21 protein-coding genes are annotated in these 17237 nt (G+C 58.3%); 10 read left to right on the forward strand and 11 right to left on the reverse strand.

Annotated features, from left to right (window positions below; all coding sequences use genetic code 11):
• Positions 1-152 precede the first annotated feature (152 nt).
• The 4 genes from JT51_RS04665 to JT51_RS04680 are packed head-to-tail and all read left to right on the forward strand — an operon-like array spanning position 153 to position 4711.
• Positions 153-812 (forward strand): ABC transporter ATP-binding protein, encoded by a 660-nt coding sequence (locus JT51_RS04665; RefSeq protein WP_037308386.1) that lies wholly within the window; start codon positions 153-155, stop codon positions 810-812.
• On the forward strand, positions 790-2361 hold the full coding sequence (locus tag JT51_RS04670) for a capsule biosynthesis protein (protein WP_037308389.1): 1572 nt from the start codon (positions 790-792) through the stop codon (positions 2359-2361). The genes JT51_RS04665 and JT51_RS04670 overlap by 23 nt, the downstream gene beginning before the upstream one ends.
• Positions 2362-2366: 5 nt before the next feature.
• Positions 2367-3200 carry a 3-deoxy-8-phosphooctulonate synthase gene (kdsA, locus tag JT51_RS04675; RefSeq protein WP_037308391.1) on the forward strand — a complete coding sequence of 278 codons (834 nt, stop codon included), beginning with the start codon at positions 2367-2369 and terminating at the stop codon, positions 3198-3200.
• Positions 3201-3214: 14 nt separating this feature from the next.
• Positions 3215-4711 carry a phosphomannomutase/phosphoglucomutase gene (locus tag JT51_RS04680; protein WP_037308393.1) on the forward strand — a complete coding sequence of 499 codons (1497 nt, stop codon included), beginning with the start codon at positions 3215-3217 and terminating at the stop codon, positions 4709-4711.
• Between the two features lie 39 nt (positions 4712-4750).
• Here JT51_RS04680 and JT51_RS04685 read toward each other — a convergent pair whose 3' ends face one another.
• Positions 4751-6736 carry an AsmA family protein gene (locus JT51_RS04685; RefSeq protein ID WP_037309498.1) on the reverse strand — a complete coding sequence of 662 codons (1986 nt, stop codon included), beginning with the start codon at positions 6734-6736 and terminating at the stop codon, positions 4751-4753.
• 96 nt (positions 6737-6832) lie between these two features.
• On the opposite strand from JT51_RS04685, the gene rimO reads away from it, so the two are divergent.
• Positions 6833-8221 (forward strand): 30S ribosomal protein S12 methylthiotransferase RimO, encoded by a 1389-nt coding sequence (rimO, locus tag JT51_RS04690; RefSeq protein WP_037308396.1) that lies wholly within the window; start codon positions 6833-6835, stop codon positions 8219-8221.
• A gap of 488 nt (positions 8222-8709) precedes the next feature.
• On the opposite strand, the gene JT51_RS04700 is transcribed toward rimO, so the two are convergent.
• Together JT51_RS04700 and JT51_RS04705 are read right to left on the reverse strand one after the other, a co-directional pair.
• Positions 8710-9066 carry a diacylglycerol kinase gene (locus JT51_RS04700; RefSeq protein WP_037309501.1) on the reverse strand — a complete coding sequence of 119 codons (357 nt, stop codon included), beginning with the start codon at positions 9064-9066 and terminating at the stop codon, positions 8710-8712.
• 130 nt (positions 9067-9196) lie between these two features.
• Positions 9197-9385, reverse strand: coding sequence for a hypothetical protein (locus JT51_RS04705; protein WP_037308402.1), 189 nt, complete (start codon positions 9383-9385; stop codon positions 9197-9199).
• Between the two features lie 228 nt (positions 9386-9613).
• Between JT51_RS04705 and JT51_RS21400 the strand changes: the two genes are divergently transcribed.
• The gene (locus JT51_RS21400; protein ID WP_081894594.1) at positions 9614-9856 is read left to right on the forward strand and encodes a CDGSH iron-sulfur domain-containing protein; all 243 of its coding nucleotides are present in this window, start codon (positions 9614-9616) and stop codon (positions 9854-9856) included.
• On the opposite strand, the gene JT51_RS22185 is transcribed toward JT51_RS21400, so the two are convergent.
• The 4 genes from JT51_RS22185 to JT51_RS04725 form a co-directional block, all read right to left on the reverse strand.
• Positions 9857-10117, reverse strand: coding sequence for a DUF6455 family protein (locus JT51_RS22185; RefSeq protein ID WP_037308405.1), 261 nt, complete (start codon positions 10115-10117; stop codon positions 9857-9859). It abuts the gene before it with no gap.
• Positions 10118-10164: 47 nt separating this feature from the next.
• Positions 10165-10416 (reverse strand): DUF6455 family protein, encoded by a 252-nt coding sequence (locus JT51_RS04715; protein WP_037308408.1) that lies wholly within the window; start codon positions 10414-10416, stop codon positions 10165-10167.
• 69 nt (positions 10417-10485) lie between these two features.
• Complete coding sequence (locus JT51_RS04720; RefSeq protein ID WP_051927401.1) at positions 10486-10854, reverse strand: YigZ family protein; 369 nt, start codon at positions 10852-10854, stop codon at positions 10486-10488.
• Complete coding sequence (locus JT51_RS04725) at positions 10851-11558, reverse strand: M48 family metallopeptidase (protein ID WP_037308414.1); 708 nt, start codon at positions 11556-11558, stop codon at positions 10851-10853. Before JT51_RS04725 ends, JT51_RS04720 begins: the two co-directional genes overlap by 4 nt.
• 122 nt (positions 11559-11680) lie before the next feature.
• On the opposite strand from JT51_RS04725, the gene JT51_RS04730 reads away from it, so the two are divergent.
• On the forward strand, positions 11681-11929 hold the full coding sequence (locus JT51_RS04730) for a hypothetical protein (protein WP_037309504.1): 249 nt from the start codon (positions 11681-11683) through the stop codon (positions 11927-11929).
• On the opposite strand, the gene JT51_RS04735 is transcribed toward JT51_RS04730, so the two are convergent.
• Positions 11917-12192: a DUF167 domain-containing protein gene (locus JT51_RS04735; protein WP_037308416.1), complete on the reverse strand. Its 276-nt coding sequence runs from the start codon at positions 12190-12192 to the stop codon at positions 11917-11919. The genes JT51_RS04730 and JT51_RS04735 overlap by 13 nt on opposite strands.
• Before the next feature lie 136 nt (positions 12193-12328).
• Between JT51_RS04735 and JT51_RS04740 the strand changes: the two genes are divergently transcribed.
• Both JT51_RS04740 and JT51_RS04745 read left to right on the forward strand, forming a co-directional pair.
• Positions 12329-12907: a nitroreductase family protein gene (locus JT51_RS04740; protein WP_037308419.1), complete on the forward strand. Its 579-nt coding sequence runs from the start codon at positions 12329-12331 to the stop codon at positions 12905-12907.
• Entirely contained in the window at positions 12904-13602 is a 699-nt protein-coding gene (locus JT51_RS04745; protein ID WP_200876062.1) for an EI24 domain-containing protein, read from the forward strand. The genes JT51_RS04740 and JT51_RS04745 overlap by 4 nt, the downstream gene beginning before the upstream one ends.
• Before the next feature lie 3 nt (positions 13603-13605).
• Here the strand turns inward: JT51_RS04745 and JT51_RS04750 are convergent, their stop codons facing one another.
• Positions 13606-13881 (reverse strand): DUF1467 family protein, encoded by a 276-nt coding sequence (locus tag JT51_RS04750; RefSeq protein WP_037308422.1) that lies wholly within the window; start codon positions 13879-13881, stop codon positions 13606-13608.
• Positions 13882-13902: 21 nt separating this feature from the next.
• Positions 13903-14307 carry a methylmalonyl-CoA epimerase gene (mce, locus tag JT51_RS04755; protein WP_037308424.1) on the reverse strand — a complete coding sequence of 135 codons (405 nt, stop codon included), beginning with the start codon at positions 14305-14307 and terminating at the stop codon, positions 13903-13905.
• 135 nt (positions 14308-14442) lie between these two features.
• Between mce and JT51_RS04760 the strand changes: the two genes are divergently transcribed.
• Entirely contained in the window at positions 14443-15159 is a 717-nt protein-coding gene (locus JT51_RS04760) for a response regulator (protein WP_037308428.1), read from the forward strand.
• 234 nt (positions 15160-15393) lie between these two features.
• On the opposite strand, the gene aspS is transcribed toward JT51_RS04760, so the two are convergent.
• Positions 15394-17169: an aspartate--tRNA ligase gene (gene aspS / locus JT51_RS04765; protein WP_037308430.1), complete on the reverse strand. Its 1776-nt coding sequence runs from the start codon at positions 17167-17169 to the stop codon at positions 15394-15396.
• Between the last annotated feature and the right edge of the window lie 68 nt (positions 17170-17237).

Raw genomic sequence — 17237 nt, forward strand, 5'->3', positions numbered from 1 at the left:
TGTAAAAGTCACAATACCAACAGGCCAGTTCGGCACGCATTGATCATTTGTTTCATAATTCGACATAATGTGGCCAATATGGGCGCTTAATGGAACGACACTTTCACCGCCCCTGTCGGTGCAACAAACAAGACAAAAGCAGCAGGCTATGAATGCTTGAGTTCGAGAATGTCAGTAAGTCCTTTTGGACCGGGACACGCCGTAAGGTGATTCTGGATCAGGTCTCGTTTCGGGTCGAACTGGGCAGGTCCATTGGCATTCTGGCCCCTAATGGGACCGGTAAGACAACGCTGATCAATATGATGGCTGGATTAGAGAAACCCGACGAAGGCGTGATCCGAAAATCTTGCCGGGTGTCATTTCCGATGGGGTTTACCGGGGGTGTTTCCGGCAAGCTGTCCGCGTTGGAAAACGCACGCTATATCGCCAAGATCTATGGCATGGATCCCGACTACGTCGAGGCGTATTGTAGCTGGCTCTGCGGTTTGGGCGAGTACTTCAATCAGCCCCTTGCCACCTATTCGTCCGGGATGAAGGCACGGTTTACCTTTGCGCTGATGCTGGCTCTGGACTTCGACATGTATCTGATTGACGAAGGGATGCCAGCGACAACAGATGTCGAGTTCAACAGAAAGGCGGGGGACATCCTGCAGGAAAGGCTGCGCACGACGACGTTGGTGATCGTGTCGCACAGCCCTGCCGTTCTGGAACGCTTTGCGCGCCAGGCTGCGGTTCTGCTGGACGGCCAGCTTCACATGTTCGAAACCTTGGAAGAGGCAAAACAGTTATATGACTACCAAACCCAAGGCTAGAAAGTACAACTGGCGCCGCAAACGTCAGGGGGCCGGCACAGCTGACGCCCGTTCGGATGCCATTTCGCGAATCAGGCAGGCGACACAGCCGCCCGATGCCGCGAATACACCGCCCGCGACGGAAATTGAGGACATCAAACGGGAGGGGCTGACTGGCCGCCAGCTACGGGTGGCCCGGCGTCTGGCGCAGATGAACGGATTGGCCGCGGCCTCGGATTACGAAGCCGTTCGGCTGCTGCGTCTCAAGGGGATTGACCCTTTTGAACGCACCAATCTGCTGGAACTGGCTGCCGAAAAAAGTGGTGCAGACTCCCCCGCCGAAGACAAGATCACGATTCAGTTGCCGCAAACGGTCAAGCAGGCACCACAAAATCTGCCTGGCCCAGAGTTAAGCCCCGCGCAACGCCGGGACTTTGAGATTGGCGAAATCCAAAAGGATATCGCGCGCCGCCGCAGGCGGAAGCTGCTGGCGCTGTTCGCGCGGTTGGCAGCATTTGTTTTGCTGCCGACGCTAATTGTCGGTCTGTATTTTTATCGGATCGCGACGCCGATGTACGCAAGCGATTCCGCGTTTTCGATTCTGCAGGCGGATGGCGGCGGCGGCTCTATCGGCGGGCTGTTGTCGGGCACGCAATTTGCCACGGCGCAAGATTCCGTCGCAACGCAAGAGTTTCTGGAATCCAAAGACGCCTTGCAGCGGCTGGAACGGGATATCGGGTTTTCCGAGATTTTCAAACAGGACTGGATTGATCCGATTCAGCGGCTATCCCCGGATGCCAGCCTTGAAGAGACCTATAAGCTGTACACGCGGATGATCGTGATCGGCTATGATCCGACGGACGGTATCATCCGCATGGAAGTCGCGGCACCTGAACCCGAAATTGCGGTCGTCCTGTCAAACAAGCTGATTTCTTATGCCGAGGACACCATAAACGGGCTGACAGAGTTAAAGCGCGAGGACCAGATGCGCGACGCTTTGAAAGGGTTCGAATCCGCGCAGGAGGAGCGGCGTAAAGCCCAGGAACAACTGATCGAACTGCAATTGCAGGGCGCGGTTCTTGATCCCGAAAACGTTCTTGCGGGATTGCGGGTCCGCATCAACGAAATCGAAATCCTGCTTCAGGACAAAGAGCTTCAACTTGCTGCGCTGTTGGATAACCTTCGCCCCAACAAGGCCAAGGTGGACGGGGTCCAGGCTGACATAGTTCGGCTAGAAGCAGTTCTTGAGGAGCTTAACGCCGAAATGCTGGACGCATCGGCAGGCGAAAACTCGCTGGCGCGTCTGAGCGTGCGAATTCAGATGGCTCAGACCGACCTTGCGGCGCGCGACATGATGCTGCAAAGCGCAATGGAGCAGATGGAAACCACACGGACCGAGGCGAACCGCAAAGTGCGGTACCTGACGGTTTCGGTAAATCCGGTCGCAAGCCAGGAACCCAGCTATCCGCGCAAGTTCGAAAATACGATTTTGGCTTTCCTGTTGTTTGCTGGTATCTACCTGATGATCTCGCTTACCGCGTCGGTCCTTCGTGAACAGGTATCCTCGTAAGACACATGAAACATGTAAAAATCTCCGATCTCACGGTCGGCAATGATCTGCCTCTGACGATCATTGCCGGCCCTTGCCAGCTTGAAACCGCCGATCACGCCCAGATGATCGCGGGCAAAATGAAAGAGGCCTGCGACGCCGTTGGCGCCCAATACGTTTTCAAGGCATCCTACGACAAGGCGAACCGGACATCCTTGTCTGGTGAACGCGGCATGGGAATTGATACCGGACTGAAAGTTCTGGATGACATTCGCAAAACGATGGGCATTCCGGTTCTCACCGATGTCCACACCGAAGCCCAATGTGCCATCGCCGCCGATGCGGTGGACGTGCTGCAAATCCCGGCACTGTTGTGCCGGCAAACCGATTTGGTGTTGGCCGCAGCCCAAACGGGCGCGGCAATCAATGTCAAAAAAGGGCAGTTTTTGGCACCTTGGGATATGGAAAACATTGTCACTAAGATTGAAAGCACCGGAAATACGAACATCCTATTGACGGAACGCGGAACCTCGTTTGGCTACAACACGCTGGTTACCGATATGCGGTCGCTGCCGCAGATGGCAGCGACTGGCTATCCCGTTGTGATGGACGCAACCCATTCTGTTCAACAACCGGCCGGGCTTGGCGGTTCGACCGGTGGTCAGCGTGAATTTGCCCCGGTCATGGCCCGCGCTGCTGTGGCCGTTGGCGCAGGTGCCGTTTTCATGGAGACGCATCAAGACCCGGACAACGCCCCCTGCGACGGGCCGAACATGATCTATCTGGATCAGATGCCCCAACTGGTTGACACATTGATGCGCTTTGATGCGCTGGCCAAAGCCAATCCAATTCAGATTTAAGCAAGAGTAATCTTATGACCAAACCTACGCCTGAGGTGACCCCGAACACCTGGAGCTTTCTGCGCGATCCGATGATCAAACCCACCGGTTTTCGTGAATACGACGCCCGCTGGAAGTATCCGGAAGAGATCAACCTGCCCGGCATGACCGCCCTTGGTCTGGGCTTGGGCACGCAGATGCGCAAACGCGGGATTGATCCGGTGATCGCGGTCGGCAACGATTATCGCGACTATTCTCTGGCGATCAAAAACGCACTGATCCTGGGTCTGATGCAGGCGGGAATTCAGGTCAAGGATATTGGCCCCGCGCTCAGCCCGATGGCTTACTTCGCGCAGTTTCACCTGAACGTACCTGCCGTGGCCATGGTCACCGCCAGCCACAATCCAAACGGCTGGACCGGCGTCAAGATGGGCTTTGACCGCCCGCTGACCCATGGTCCGGACGAAATGTCCGAACTGCGCGACATCGTCCTGAACGGTGAAGGTGCCGCGCATGAGGGTGGGTCATACGAATTCGTCGACGGCGTGAAAGAGGCTTATATCGACGATCTCGTTGGCGATTTCAAAGTATCCCGACCGCTAAAGATTGTCTGCGCCACCGGCAACGGCACGGCCTCGGCCTTTGCGCCCGAAATCTTTGAACGGATGGGGGTCGAAGTGGTGCCCAGCCACAACCGGCTGGATTACACATTCCCCAACTACAACCCCAACCCCGAAGCGATGGAGATGTTGCATGACATGTCCGACACCGTGAAATCCAGCGGTGCTGACATGGCGCTGGGGTTTGACGGCGACGGCGACCGCTGCGGCGTTGTGGACGATGAGGGCGAAGAGATTTTCGCCGACAAAGTCGGTGTGATCATGGCCCGCGATCTGGCCAAGCTGTATCCCAATTCGACCTTTGTGGCCGACGTGAAGTCGACCGGCCTGTTTGCCAGCGATCCCGAATTGCAGGCCCACGGTATCAAGGCCGATTACTGGAAAACCGGCCACAGCCACATGAAGCGCCGGGTCAAGGAAATCAACGCGCTGGCCGGGTTCGAGAAATCGGGTCACTACTTTCTGGCCGAACCGATCGGGCGTGGGTATGACTGCGGCATGCGGGTGGCAGTGGAAATCTGCAAGCTGATGGACCGCAACCCGGACAAAAGCATGTCGGATCTGCGCAAGGCGCTGCCAAAAACCTGGGCGACGCCGACCATGTCGCCCTATGCCTCAGATACCGAGAAATATGACATTCTCACGCGTCTTGTTGCCAAGCTGGTCGCCAAGGCTGAAGCTGGCGAAACCTTCGCAGGCCGCGCGATCAAAGAGGTAGTGACCGTCAACGGTGCACGGGTCATCCTGGACAATGGCAGTTGGGGTCTGGTGCGGGCGTCTTCGAACACGCCAAATCTGGTTGTGGTCTGCGAAAGCAGCGCCAGCGAAGACGAAATGCGCGCGATCTTTGCGGATATCGACGCCGTCATTCGTACTGAACCCGGCGTCGGCGATTACGACCAGACCATCTAGCAGATGTTGATCTTGGGGCGCGCAAAGCGCCCCGAGATCCTAATCACTCCCAAACAGCTTGAGCAGGCCCTTTTTAGCCTCTTCTTCCAGCTTGTTTTTCAGCGCGTCTTCAATGTCTTCGCTTTCCGTTACTGTGGTTCCCAACTCGTCGCTGACTTTTTCCAGAACCTTTTGTTTGGCGTCATCCTCAAGCTCTTTGACCTTTGCTTCGGCGGCAGCCTCAAGCGCTTTGCTCAGGTCCGGTTTGACCGACGGGTCGCTCCACGGTCCGACAATGCGCACCGGAACGGATATGCCTTTGCCTGAGTTTGCGCGCAAAGCGACCGGCGTGAACAGATAGTCGATATCACGCGCGCCGATGCCCACGCGACCTGTGCCATCGGCCCGGAAGTTGTCCAGAGACATCAACAGGTCATCGTTGTACAAATTCCCCTGATCCATCGTGAAACTGGCGGTCAGACTGTTGAACACGGTTGTGCTGCCCGTCCCTTCGCCGCGCCCCATCAGGCGATCCAGGTCAAACCCGTTGATTACGCCCCGCCCCAGGTTCAGATTACCCTTGCCGCTGAGCGAGCGCATGATCTGATCCTCGGATTGACCAACACCCAGAAATTCCAGTGACCCAGAGCCTGAGCCGGACAAACGGTTGACATCCCCCAGCGCCGATAAGGCTTGCTGAATGTTGATATCCGTCGCTTGCAGGTTGCCGCCGACCGACAGGCCGTTTCGATTGTTGGCAACCACCTGTCCATTCAATTGGCCCGAAAACAGGGTTGCCGGGTTCATCTTCAGAACCGCCCGCGATCTGTCCAGGCTGAGCGTCAGATCACTGGGTCCCAGCGTCAGATTCGGCACTGCGATGGACTTTGCTTTCAATCGTATCTGCCCGTTTGCCAGCGCCAGAGCCGATGCGTCGATCGGTGCCGTGGACCACCCGCTGGATTCACTTGTCGCCGAACCGGACCCGCCACCGGCCGGGGCTGATGTTGGGTTGTCCGGGGCCGACCCTTCGTTGAACCGCGACAGGTCAATATCGCCACCGTCCAATCGCGCCGTGATCTTTGGCGGGTCCGAGATCACGATATCCACCTCACCGGTCAATCGGTTATGATCCAGTTGCGCCACCATGTTGCGCACCGATATCCGTCCCTCACTTGTGTAGGTCATCTGCCCCGACACATCGGCGATCCGCCCCAAGCCCAGCGGCACACCGACACCGGCCTGACCAAATGCGGCCAGCATCCGTTCGGTATCCGTTGTTTTGACTTGCAACTTTCCGTCCATTTCACCGGAAAGATTAACCCGGCCGTCAAAATCGACCTTCCCCCCCGGCGCGGCCAGATCCAGCGTTAAAGGTGCAACCGCCCCCGAGGCATAGGCCGGCAGGTCGGGGATCGTCAGGTCCACGCTGACCTTGCCACCCGGGACCGCCATTTGCGCCTTCATGACCATCGGGGCCGTCGCGGCGGGCCAACTGGCAGACAGATCGACGTCGGAAAAGCTGAACTTTGTCGCGCCGTTTTCGACATAGATCAGCTGCGCGCCGGTCAGTTCCAGACGGTCCAGCGTCACAGCGCGCGGGCGGGGTGTCGTTGGTGTGCCGCCGCCCCCGGTGCTTTGGCCTGCTGCGGGCTGTGGTGCCGCGGATTCCAGCTCCCAATTTCCGTGCCCGTCCGATAATTCAAGGCGCAGAACCGGATTGTCTGCAATGACGCGCTTGATCCGAAAATCTCCGTTGATCAGCGCGGCTGCCTCCACACCAATGGCCAGACTTTCGGCGCTGAGCATGGGTTGCGGCCCGGCCCAGGACGCGTTGCCAAAGGTTACAGGGCCGGTTTCCACGCCCAGCACGGGCCAGAACGACAAGTTCACGTCGCCGGACAATATCAGATCACGACCCGTCTCAGCCTTGACCTGCTCGGCGAGAATCCTCGCCAGCTTGTCCCCCGGCATCAGCAACAATGCGCCGATCACCAGTCCAACCACGGCTAGGATTAGAAACAGAATGCGCAACAGCCACTTCATTTTACTGCTCTCCGCTTTTTTGGCATGCGTTGAAAAGATCATTCAAAGCCTGCACCGCATTTGCAAGGGGAAGCTTTCCCCACTATATGCCGCGCCATGACCACGAACCCGCCAAACCTCCGCCCCGACCTGGCGCCTGCCGCCCGGATGCCCGAGATGCCACGTTCGAACCAGCCCACCATCGGTATGGTGTCGCTGGGTTGCCCCAAGGCATTGGTTGATAGTGAACGGATTCTGACCCGCCTGCGGGCCGAAGGCTATGGGATTTCCCCCGATTATTCAGGGGCCGATGCCGTGATCGTGAACACCTGCGGGTTCCTTGACAGTGCCAAGGCTGAATCGCTGGACGCCATTGGTGAGGCTTTGGTGGAAAACGGCAAGGTCATCGTGACCGGCTGTTTGGGGGCTGAGCCGGATTACATCCGCGAACACCACCCCCGCATCATGGCCGTCACCGGACCCCATCAGTACGAGCAGGTTCTGGATGCCGTCCATAAGGCTGTTCCACCCGACCCGGACCCGTTTGTCGATCTTCTGCCCGCCAGCAGCGTGCAGCTGACGCCGCGCCATTACAGCTATCTCAAGATTTCCGAAGGCTGTAACCACAAGTGCAAGTTCTGCATCATCCCCGACATGCGCGGCAAATTGGCCAGCCGCCCGGCCCATGCCGTCCTGCGTGAGGCCGAAAAGCTGGTCGACAATGGCGTCCGCGAGCTGCTGGTAATCTCGCAGGATACCTCGGCCTATGGGCTGGACCGGAAATATGACGTGAACCCGTGGAAAGACCGCGAGGTTCGCAGCCACATTACCGATCTGGCGCGCGAATTGGGGCAGCTCGATGCGTGGGTGCGCCTGCACTATGTCTATCCCTATCCGCATGTGCGCGATCTGATTCCCCTTATGGCGGGCGCTGGCAGTAACATCCTGCCCTATATGGATATTCCCTTTCAGCACGCCCACCCGGACGTTCTGAAACGCATGGCCCGCCCGGCGGCTGCCGCCAAGACCCTGGACGAGATCGCCGCCTGGCGCGCGACCTGCCCGGACATCACCCTGCGGTCGACCTTCATCGTCGGCTACCCCGGCGAGACTGAAGCCGAGTTTCAGACCCTGCTGGACTGGATGGACGAGGCGCAGCTGGATCGTGTCGGTTGCTTTCAATACGAAAACGTGGCTGGCGCGCGGTCGAACGACCTGCCCGATCACGTCCCGGCCGAAGTCAAACAGGACCGGTGGGACCGCTTCATGGAAAAGGCCCAGGCCATTTCCGAGGCCAAACTGGTGGCCAAGGTGGGGCAAACCATTCAGGTGATCGTGGACGAGGTTGACGCCGACGCCGCCACTTGCCGCACGCAGGCAGATGCGCCCGAGATTGATGGCAACCTGTTCATCGACGAAGGGTTCGAAGACCTCAAACCCGGCGATATCATTCCCGTCGAGGTGGATGAAGCTGGCGAATATGACTTGTGGGGCAAACGTCTGTGACGTGACAGGCCGGTCACCTTTGATCGGAGAAGCGTGAGCCGAGTTTATTGGCGTCGGGCGCAGGAATCCCGGATTATGACAGGACACCTTGGTTCGTTAGAAGGAGGGTACAATGTCTGATCCACGTTCTTTTGCTGCGAAATTCGTGGCCGTGCTTCTTGCGGTCCAGCTTTATGCCGCACCGGTAATTGCCGAGGGCATCATCAGCAGTTCAGGGGGCTTCGACATCGTCGGGTCCAAACCGCTGAGCATTCACCACCGCAGCAAACACCATGTAAATCGGTATTATTTCGCGCCCAAGGTTAAGGCCCATTCGGCCAAACCCCCAATACATCACGTAAAGCCACGGAAAAAACACCACCGCGCGACACGCAAACACCATAAGAAACGGTACAAACAATTCTACGTGCCAAAGCGATATGGGATCAGGCACCGAAAGCACCGACATGGGGGCTTGTGGCATAGTCGCTAAGGGCTTCCCGGGCAGATCAAAACAAACCCCAAAGCCCAACGGCCCACGCAATGCCAGCCGCCACAGCGGTTAAGGCCACGGCTGCGCTGGCCGCATCCTTGGCCTGACCTGCCAATGTGCTGCGCGCGGTCGAGGTGTGATCGACAGCCCGTTCAATCGCGGTGTTGAACAACTCAGCCACCAATACAAGAATGCCCAACACCACAATGACTGCGCGGACCCCATCGCCAAGTGGCAACAAAAACGCCAAAACAGCGGAAATGAGATTGGCCCAGACCCAGGCGCGAAACGAATATTCGGCGTGCCAGGTGGCGGTCAGACCCTGCCAGCTCCAGCGGGTGCGATCTTTGAGGCGGTCAACGAAGTTGATCATGAGCTTTCGACTTTCCAGTGGATCAGACGCAACCCTGATCGGCATATAGCAGGCAAGAAAAAACCGCCCAGAGGCGGCCATACTGCGGGAAATTGTGCGGACGGCTTGGAAAAAGCCGCCCGCGGAATGCTTATTGTGCGACCGGGTTACAGACGGTCTGACCAGCTTCGGTTGTGGCCAGATCAGTGCCTGCCGGGCAGCTCGGCGAACCAAACTTGTCATATTCGGGTGTAATATAAACCGGTGTCGGTTCTTCCTGCTGCGAACAAGCAGCCAGAACCAGGGCAATTGCGCTAACGGCAGCAAATTTGAGTTTCATGTCCGACAATCCTTTGTTAATTTTCTGATATTGCCCAATAATTCGGGGCCAGTTGCAGAATAGGGCCTCGATGGTATATTTGCAACAAGATCAAACACACGATTGTGAATAAAGGCGAATCCACGCTGGTACAGCGATTTTCAGCCGTTTCCGACACGGTATTCCCTACAGTTTTCAGCGCACTACCCTAAACTGACGCAGGGACATTAGCGAAAACGGAGTAGCCACATGCCTGACAGTCCGAAAATTGCCCAAAAAGCACCATACCCGGTCGAGGTGACCGAAGGCCGAAGCTATTTCTGGTGCGCATGTGGTCGATCCAAGCGGCAACCATTTTGCGACGGGTCGCACCAGGGAACGGGAATTGAACCAGTTAAATACACGGCCGAGGCCAGCAAAAAGGTCTTTTTCTGCGGCTGCAAGCACAGCGCAACGCCGCCCCTTTGTGACGGGTCGCATTCCAAGCTTTGACTACGGCTTCAGGCCGTTCAGCAGCTGGGCGTTTGCACAAAAATCCGGGGCTAGGCGGGCTTCGGATTGTTGTTGTGACAGCCAGATCGCACATCGGTCGTTGCATTGGGACGCCCGGCACCGTGTAACCATCTCGGCGTAGTGTTCGGATGTGAGGCGACCTTCCGCCATCGCCTCGGACAGAGAAACATTCATGCTCCGCGCAACCGAGCGGGTAAGCCAAAAGTGCGTTTCAACGTCCCCCAGAACATGCCGTGTCATCAGATTTCCTATTTTTCTGTTGATCCCCGCAGGGATCACTTTGCGCGTTACGGGATCAATTTGGTCAGCAGTTCCTGATTCCGGCAGTATTCCGGCGCTTGGCGCGCGGGGTCGGGACGGTTCAGAAAGCTCTGACAATGGCCGGGGTTTGGGCAATCCGTACAGCGCAAGACCGCATCGGAAAGCTGGTCGATTGAAACCTCACCCTCAATTGCGGCGCTTTGCAGGTCCACCCCAAGCTTGGTCGCCATCTGATCGACCATACCGGCGTGCCGCTTTAGTGTTTCTTGGCAGTGCATTGGAAATCCTCTCCCTTTCTCACGCCTCAGAAAGGTACGTCATTTCCGCAGGTGGGCCTTTGACTCAGGTCAAGGCACGGCGCTGATATGGTCCAGATAGGCGCGGGTGGCGTCCTGAACCCGGCGAAATCGGTCACCGCCCAGCTTTTTGCCCCCGTACCAGCGGGTGACGATGACAACATGCCCCTCAAGCCCGGCGCGTTCCAACATACGCAGGATCACCATGCCCGCCCCGCTTTCACCATCGTCCGCCTTAAGCGCACCTGTCGGCAAGATCGCAGCCCAGGTGTTATGCGTCGCCTTGGCATAGGCTTTGTCCGATTTAAGGTCGCGCAAGACCGCATCAACATCCGCCCGCGCGCCGACAGCTGCGCCTGACACCGCGTATTTCGACCCTCGGTCCGTCAAGACCACCCCAAGCCGCGTCAATGACGTCATTGCGTCAATCCGACTTGCTTCGCCGTTTCCAGAACGATCTGGACGCGCTGGGCATTGGGCGGGTGCGTTCCCAGAAACCGGTCGCCCGGATCGGGGATGCGGTCAAAGTATTTGGCGCCAATCAAAGGGTTGTACCCAGCGTTATGGGTGATGATGGTGCCCAGTTGATCTGCTTCCAGTTCAAAATCTTTCACATAGACCTGCGCACCCACTTGGGCCCCCAGTTTTTGCGCCTCTTCAACCGCGACCCCTTCTGCGCCGCTCAGCCGGGCCAATTCACCAAAGATGACCGCGCTCTGGCGCGAGTTTTCGGCTTGTCGGGGAATATGGCGCAGCACGTGATGGGCGGCTTCGTGCCCCATGACAAAGGCCAGCTCATCCGCGTTCTGGGCGGATTGGATCATCGCGCGGGTAAAGATGATCACCGGTTGGTCTTTGTCGTCCAGGGTTTGAAACGCATTCGCCGGCGCGCGCGGGTTCAGGTCAACAACGATCGTGAAATCGCAATTCTTGACCTTGGACCGCCGCAGACACTCAGCACGGGCTTCTCGGCCAACCGCGCGACTGATTTTCTGGAAAGAGTCAGCCCCAACCTGAAAATCCGACGTGTCCTGTGCCCAGTCCGCCGCAGGCTGCACACGCAGCGTGTCAGCGCCGCAAGCCGCCAGAATCAGGGGAAGCAACAAACAGATCAGACGGCGCATGCGTATTCCTTTGAAACGGCAATCCCGTTTTCAAGACCATAGCGCGGTCCTGTTGGGACTGCCACTGTGCGATTATGGCTGAACGGGTTGCAATGCCACCGAACGCCCGGCACTGTGCCATCATGTTTTCGATTGAGCATGAATTCGACTCGACGGTGATTACTCTGGTGGACGAAGGTGCCAAGCCTTTGCAAGAGGATGTGGTCATCAACAACTTTGCCGAATGCGTGACGCTGGAACAGTTTGACCCGCGTACGGACACGGTTCAAAGGATCACGCTTTCGCCCGAGCAGGTGCGCGACCTGGCCGCTGCTCTGGATTTGCCTGAAGGTGTCTACCAAATTCACGAAACACCAGATCAGGGCACATAAACGAACAATTTGTCCCGCGCGCTATGACCGCGTTTCAGGACAAGCGTTGACGGCGCGACCCCCATCGCTGCGGCAAGGATACTGCGCACGGCCTCGTTTGCCTTGCCGTTTTCCGGCGCTGCGGTGACGTCGATACGAATGCCGCCGCTTTGCGGATCAATCCTGTTTTTTGCAGCTTTGGGCGTGACTCTGACCTGTATGCCAGCGCCGGAAATGGCCCGATCGCTTAGATCCGGCAAATTGCGCAGCTTCGGTTTGGCCATTGTCCCGTCCTGATTGTAATCACCCTTGCACGGTTAGCGCTGGAATGAAATTGATCCACGCAAGCCAGCCGTTAGCCCTTGAAACCTGCCAGATGCTGACCAAGATACAGACTGCCCATGTAAAGGAAGTTAACATATGTCCTTGAAGAACCCGGCCGCCCTGGAATTTCTGCAAACGCGCCGGTCTCGTCCCGCGAAAACCCTGGTTGCCCCAGCCCCCACCCGAGACGAGCTTTTGCCCTTGCTGATGGCTGCAGCCCGCAGCCCGGATCACGGCAAGCTAGAGCCGTGGCGGTTCATCGTGCTGGAAAAAGGCGCGATGCCGCGCCTGTCGGCACTGACGCAGGAATTCGGTGCGACATTGGGCAAAACGCCCGAGGAAATCGCAAAGGCCCGCAGCCAGTTCGATATGGGCCATCTGGCCGTAGCGGTGATCGAGGTGCAGAAACCGTCGGAAAAAGTTCCCGCGATCGAGCAGACCTATTCCGCTGGTGCGGTCTGCCTGGCCTTGCTGAACGCGGCGCTTGCGGCGGGCTGGGGGGCGAACTGGCTGTCGGGCTGGCAAACCCATAACCCCAGGTTCTGCCAAAAAGCTTTTGGGCTGAAGGACAATGAACGCGTTGTCGGGCTGGTTCATATCGCCACCGAAGGCGCAACCCCGCCAGAACGCCCCCGCCCTGATGTGGCGACCCTGACCGAATGGGTTTCGGCATGATCATCCTCAACGCGTTTTTCGCGGCACTCGGCCAGATCGGGGACCCAAAGTTTCGCGGTGTCCTGCTGCGCGGTGTTGGCCTGACCATCATTCTGTTGATTGCCGCCTGCGCGGGCGCAATCTGGCTGATCAACAGGCTGTCCGGGGATGAGATCTCATTGCCCTGGATCGGCGCGGTGCCATGGCTGAATGATGTACTGAACTATTCGGGCATCTTCGTGGTGCTGATCCTGCCGGTGTTCCTGATGGTCCCTGTGGCCTCGGCGATTACGTCGATGTTTCTGGAAGAGGTCGCGCAGGCAGTCGAGGACAAGCATTATCCCACCCTGCCCGCCGTTCCGGGCATCCCGTTCAGCGACGGGTTGCGCGATGCGCTTGCGTTCATGGGGGTGTTGATCGTGGCCAACCTGCTGGCGCTGATCCTCTATGCGATTTTCACGCCACTCGCGCCGTTTATCTTCTGGGCAATGAACGGGTTTTTACTAGGACGCGAGTATTTTACACTGGCCGCGATGCGGCGCATCGGGCGGGATGGCGCGCGCAAACTGCGGGCCAAACATTCGGCCACCATCTGGCTGGCGGGCACCCTGATGGCCATTCCCCTGTCAGTGCCGCTGATCAACCTTGTGATCCCGATCTTCGGGGCCGCGACATTCACGCATATTTTCCACAAGTTGTCAGGGCCAACGCCCTGACGGCTAGTTGCGCGGCTCCAGCTGGTTCAGCCAGTCAAAATCCCGAACCGAAATCACACCGGACAGAATGATCCCTGCTATGATGGCCCACAGCACCACCGAAATACCGGTGGTGATCCACATCTTTTTCTTCATGTGATGCACTTCCGGCGCGCCCGCATGGGTGCCCGGAACGATGTCACCCAGATCACCCTGCGTCTTGATGCGGATCGGCAGAATCACCAACAGCGTCATGAACCAGATGACGGAAAACAGAACCAGTCCGGCAGTTATTGTCATTTCGACCCCTCCGGGGTTGGATTAAACCTGTTCCAGCTCGACCAGGCAGCCGTTGAAATCCTTGGGATGCAGGAACAGCACCGGCTTGCCGTGCGCACCGATCTTGGGCTCGCCTGAACCCAAAACGCGGGCCCCGGTTTCCTGCAGATGATCGCGGGCGGCGATGATGTCGTCGACTTCGTAGCAGACGTGGTGAATGCCCCCCGCGGGGTTCTTTTCCAGAAAACCGTTGATCGGGCTGTTGTCACCCAGCGGGTACAGCAGCTCGATCTTGGTGTTGGGCAGTTCGATGAACACAACGGTCACACCATGATCAGGCTCGTCCTGCGGGGCACCAACTTTGGCACCCAACGCGCTGCGATACTGCTCGGACGCGGCCTCAAGATCGGGAACGGCAATTGCAACGTGGTTCAGGCGACCAATCATGGAACTCTCCTTAGGTTCTGCGTTGCGGCGGTTATGAGGGCAGCCGCGACAAAGAACAAGTGCGCCAAATTGCCGTTAACGCTGTGTTAGCCAGAAGTTCCTAGCGTGAGGCATCTGCTGATTAGGAGTTCTGCCATGGACGATTCGAGCCCCTTCGCCTCCCCCGTGCAGCCGACCGCGATGCGGCCGCTGCTGGGTCAAACCATTCTGGTTGTCGAAGACAGCCGCTATGCCTGTGACGCAATCCGTCTGATGTGCCTGCACAGCGGTGCGCGCATCCGACGCGCGGATTGCCTGACATCTGCCCGGCGTCACCTGCAGATCTACCGCCCCTCGGTCATTCTGGTGGATATCGGCCTGCCGGACGGGTCCGGGGCCGAACTGATTGCCGAACTTACCGATGCAACACCACGTATCGGTGCCATTCTGGGCATGTCCGGCGATGATCACGCCCAGGACACTGCATTGCAGGCCGGGGCAGACGGGTTCCTGGCCAAACCCATGAAATCGCTGTCCAGCTTTCAGAGGTTCATTTTGGAAAGCCTGCCCGAAGATCGCCGCCCCAACAGCCTCCATGCTGTCCGGGACGAGGTTATCCGCCCCGACCCGATGGCCTATCAGGATGACATGGCCCATATCGCGGATGTGCTGGCCGGGCCAAATGATCACCGAACATTGGACTATGCCGCCCAGTTTTTGCGTGGGGTAGCCCGCGATGCCGAAGACATGGTTTTGGCCGATGCCGCGCAAAGGCTGGCAGAATCGCGCGCAGAAGGCACCCCGATCACCGCGCTGGCCGCGCAGGTTGCCGGTATCGTTCAGACACGGCTGGAACAGCGTAAGGCGATCTGAGATGACGACAGCATACTTTCTGACAGCTACCATCGTGATCATCTGGGCATATTGCCAGACAAGAACAACGGCCCGAAACATCCGGACCGCGCGCGATTCACAATCTGGTCTATTGGATTCGCCAGTCGGCGACTGGCACCGGCCCCTATTCGAGCAAGCAGGCACCCGGCATTGGGTAAAAGAAAAACCCGCCGCAGAGGCTGCGACGGGTGGTTGATCATTTCTTCGGGTTGATCATTCCTGCGGGATAATGCGCAGCCCCAGATCCATCAACTGGTCCGACGTCGGATCTGACGGCGCGTCCATCATCAGGTCTTCGGCGCGCTGGTTCATCGGGAACATCATGACCTCGCGGATGTTGGCCTCATCCGCCAGCAGCATCACGATCCGGTCGATGCCCGCAGCACAGCCGCCGTGTGGCGGTGCGCCGTAATGGAAGGCGTTGAACAGGGCACCAAAGCGGGATTTAACCTCATCCTCGCCATAGCCCGCCAGTTCAAAGGCTTTCAACATGATTTCTGGCTTGTGGTTCCGGATCGCACCCGAAACCAGCTCGTACCCGTTACAGGCCAGATCGTACTGATACCCGCGCACATCCAGCGGATTGCCGTTCAGCGCGTCCATCCCGCCCTGCGGCATCGAGAACGGGTTGTGTTCAAAGTCGATTGCGCCGGTTTCTTCGTCCTGTTCGTAGATCGGGAAGTCGACGATCCAGGCAAAGGCGAACCGGTCTTTTTCGGTCAGGTTAAGTTCTTCGCCAATCACATCACGTGCCTTGCCAGCGACCTTTTCAAAGGCTTTCGGCTTGCCACCCAGGAAGAACGCTGCATCGCCAACGCCCAGACCCAACTGCTGACGGATCGCCTCGGTACGTTCGGGGCCGATGTTTTTGGCCAGCGGCCCCGCGGCCTCCATGCCGTTGCCCTGATCGCGCCAGAAGATGTAGCCCATACCGGGCAGGCCTTCTTTCTGGGCAAAGGCGTTCATGCGGTCGCAGAACTTGCGACTGCCACCAGTGGGCGCAGGGATGGCGCGGATTTCGGTACCTTCCTGCTCCAGCAGCTTCGCGAAAATCGCGAAGCCACTATCGCGGAAGTGGTCAGAGACCACTTGCATTTTAATAGGATTGCGCAGGTCCGGCTTGTCCGAACCATACCACAACGCCGCGTCCTTATAGGAAATCTGCGGCCAGTCCTGATCGACCTTGCGGCCCCCGCCGAACTCCTCGAACACGCCAGTTAGAACCGGCTGGATCGTGTCGAACACGTCCTGCTGCTCGACAAACGACATCTCAAGGTCAAGCTGATAGAAATCGGTGGGCGAGCGGTCGGCGCGCGGGTCTTCATCGCGGAAGCACGGCGCGATCTGAAAGTATTTGTCGAAGCCCGACACCATGATCAGCTGTTTGAACTGCTGCGGCGCCTGCGGCAGCGCGTAGAACTTTCCCGGGTGCAGGCGCGAGGGCACCAGAAAGTCGCGCGCGCCTTCAGGCGAGGAGGCGGTAATGATCGGCGTCTGATATTCACGGAAACCCTGATCCCACATGCGACGACGCATCGAGGACACCACGTCCGAGCGCAGGGTCATGTTCTGCTGCATCGCCTCGCGGCGCAGGTCCAGATAGCGATAGCGCAGGCGCGTTTCCTCGGGGTATTCCTGCTCACCAAAAACCATCAGCGGCAGTTCGTCAGCTGCGCCCAGAACCTCAAGCTCGCGCACGTAAACCTCGATTTCGCCGGTGGGCAATTTCGAGTTTACCAACTCCGGGGCACGCGCCTTGACGGTGCCGTCGATGCGGATACACCATTCGGATCGCACCTTCTCAAGCTCGGCAAAGGCGGCGCTGTCGCCGTCGCACAGAACCTGTGTCACACCGAAATGGTCGCGCAGGTCGATGAACAGCACGCCGCCGTGATCACGGACCCGATGCACCCAGCCAGACAGGCGGACGGTTTCACCAACATTGGCGGCAGTCAAAGCGGCGCAGGTGTGGCTGCGATAGGCGTGCATGGAAATATCCCTTCGGGCGCAGAATTCGTCGCGCCGATACACCCCGTCAGGCCCGGAAAGTCAAGGCA

It is taken from the genome of Ruegeria halocynthiae (genome assembly GCF_000743705.1).
GTDB lineage: Bacteria > Pseudomonadota > Alphaproteobacteria > Rhodobacterales > Rhodobacteraceae > Ruegeria > Ruegeria halocynthiae_B.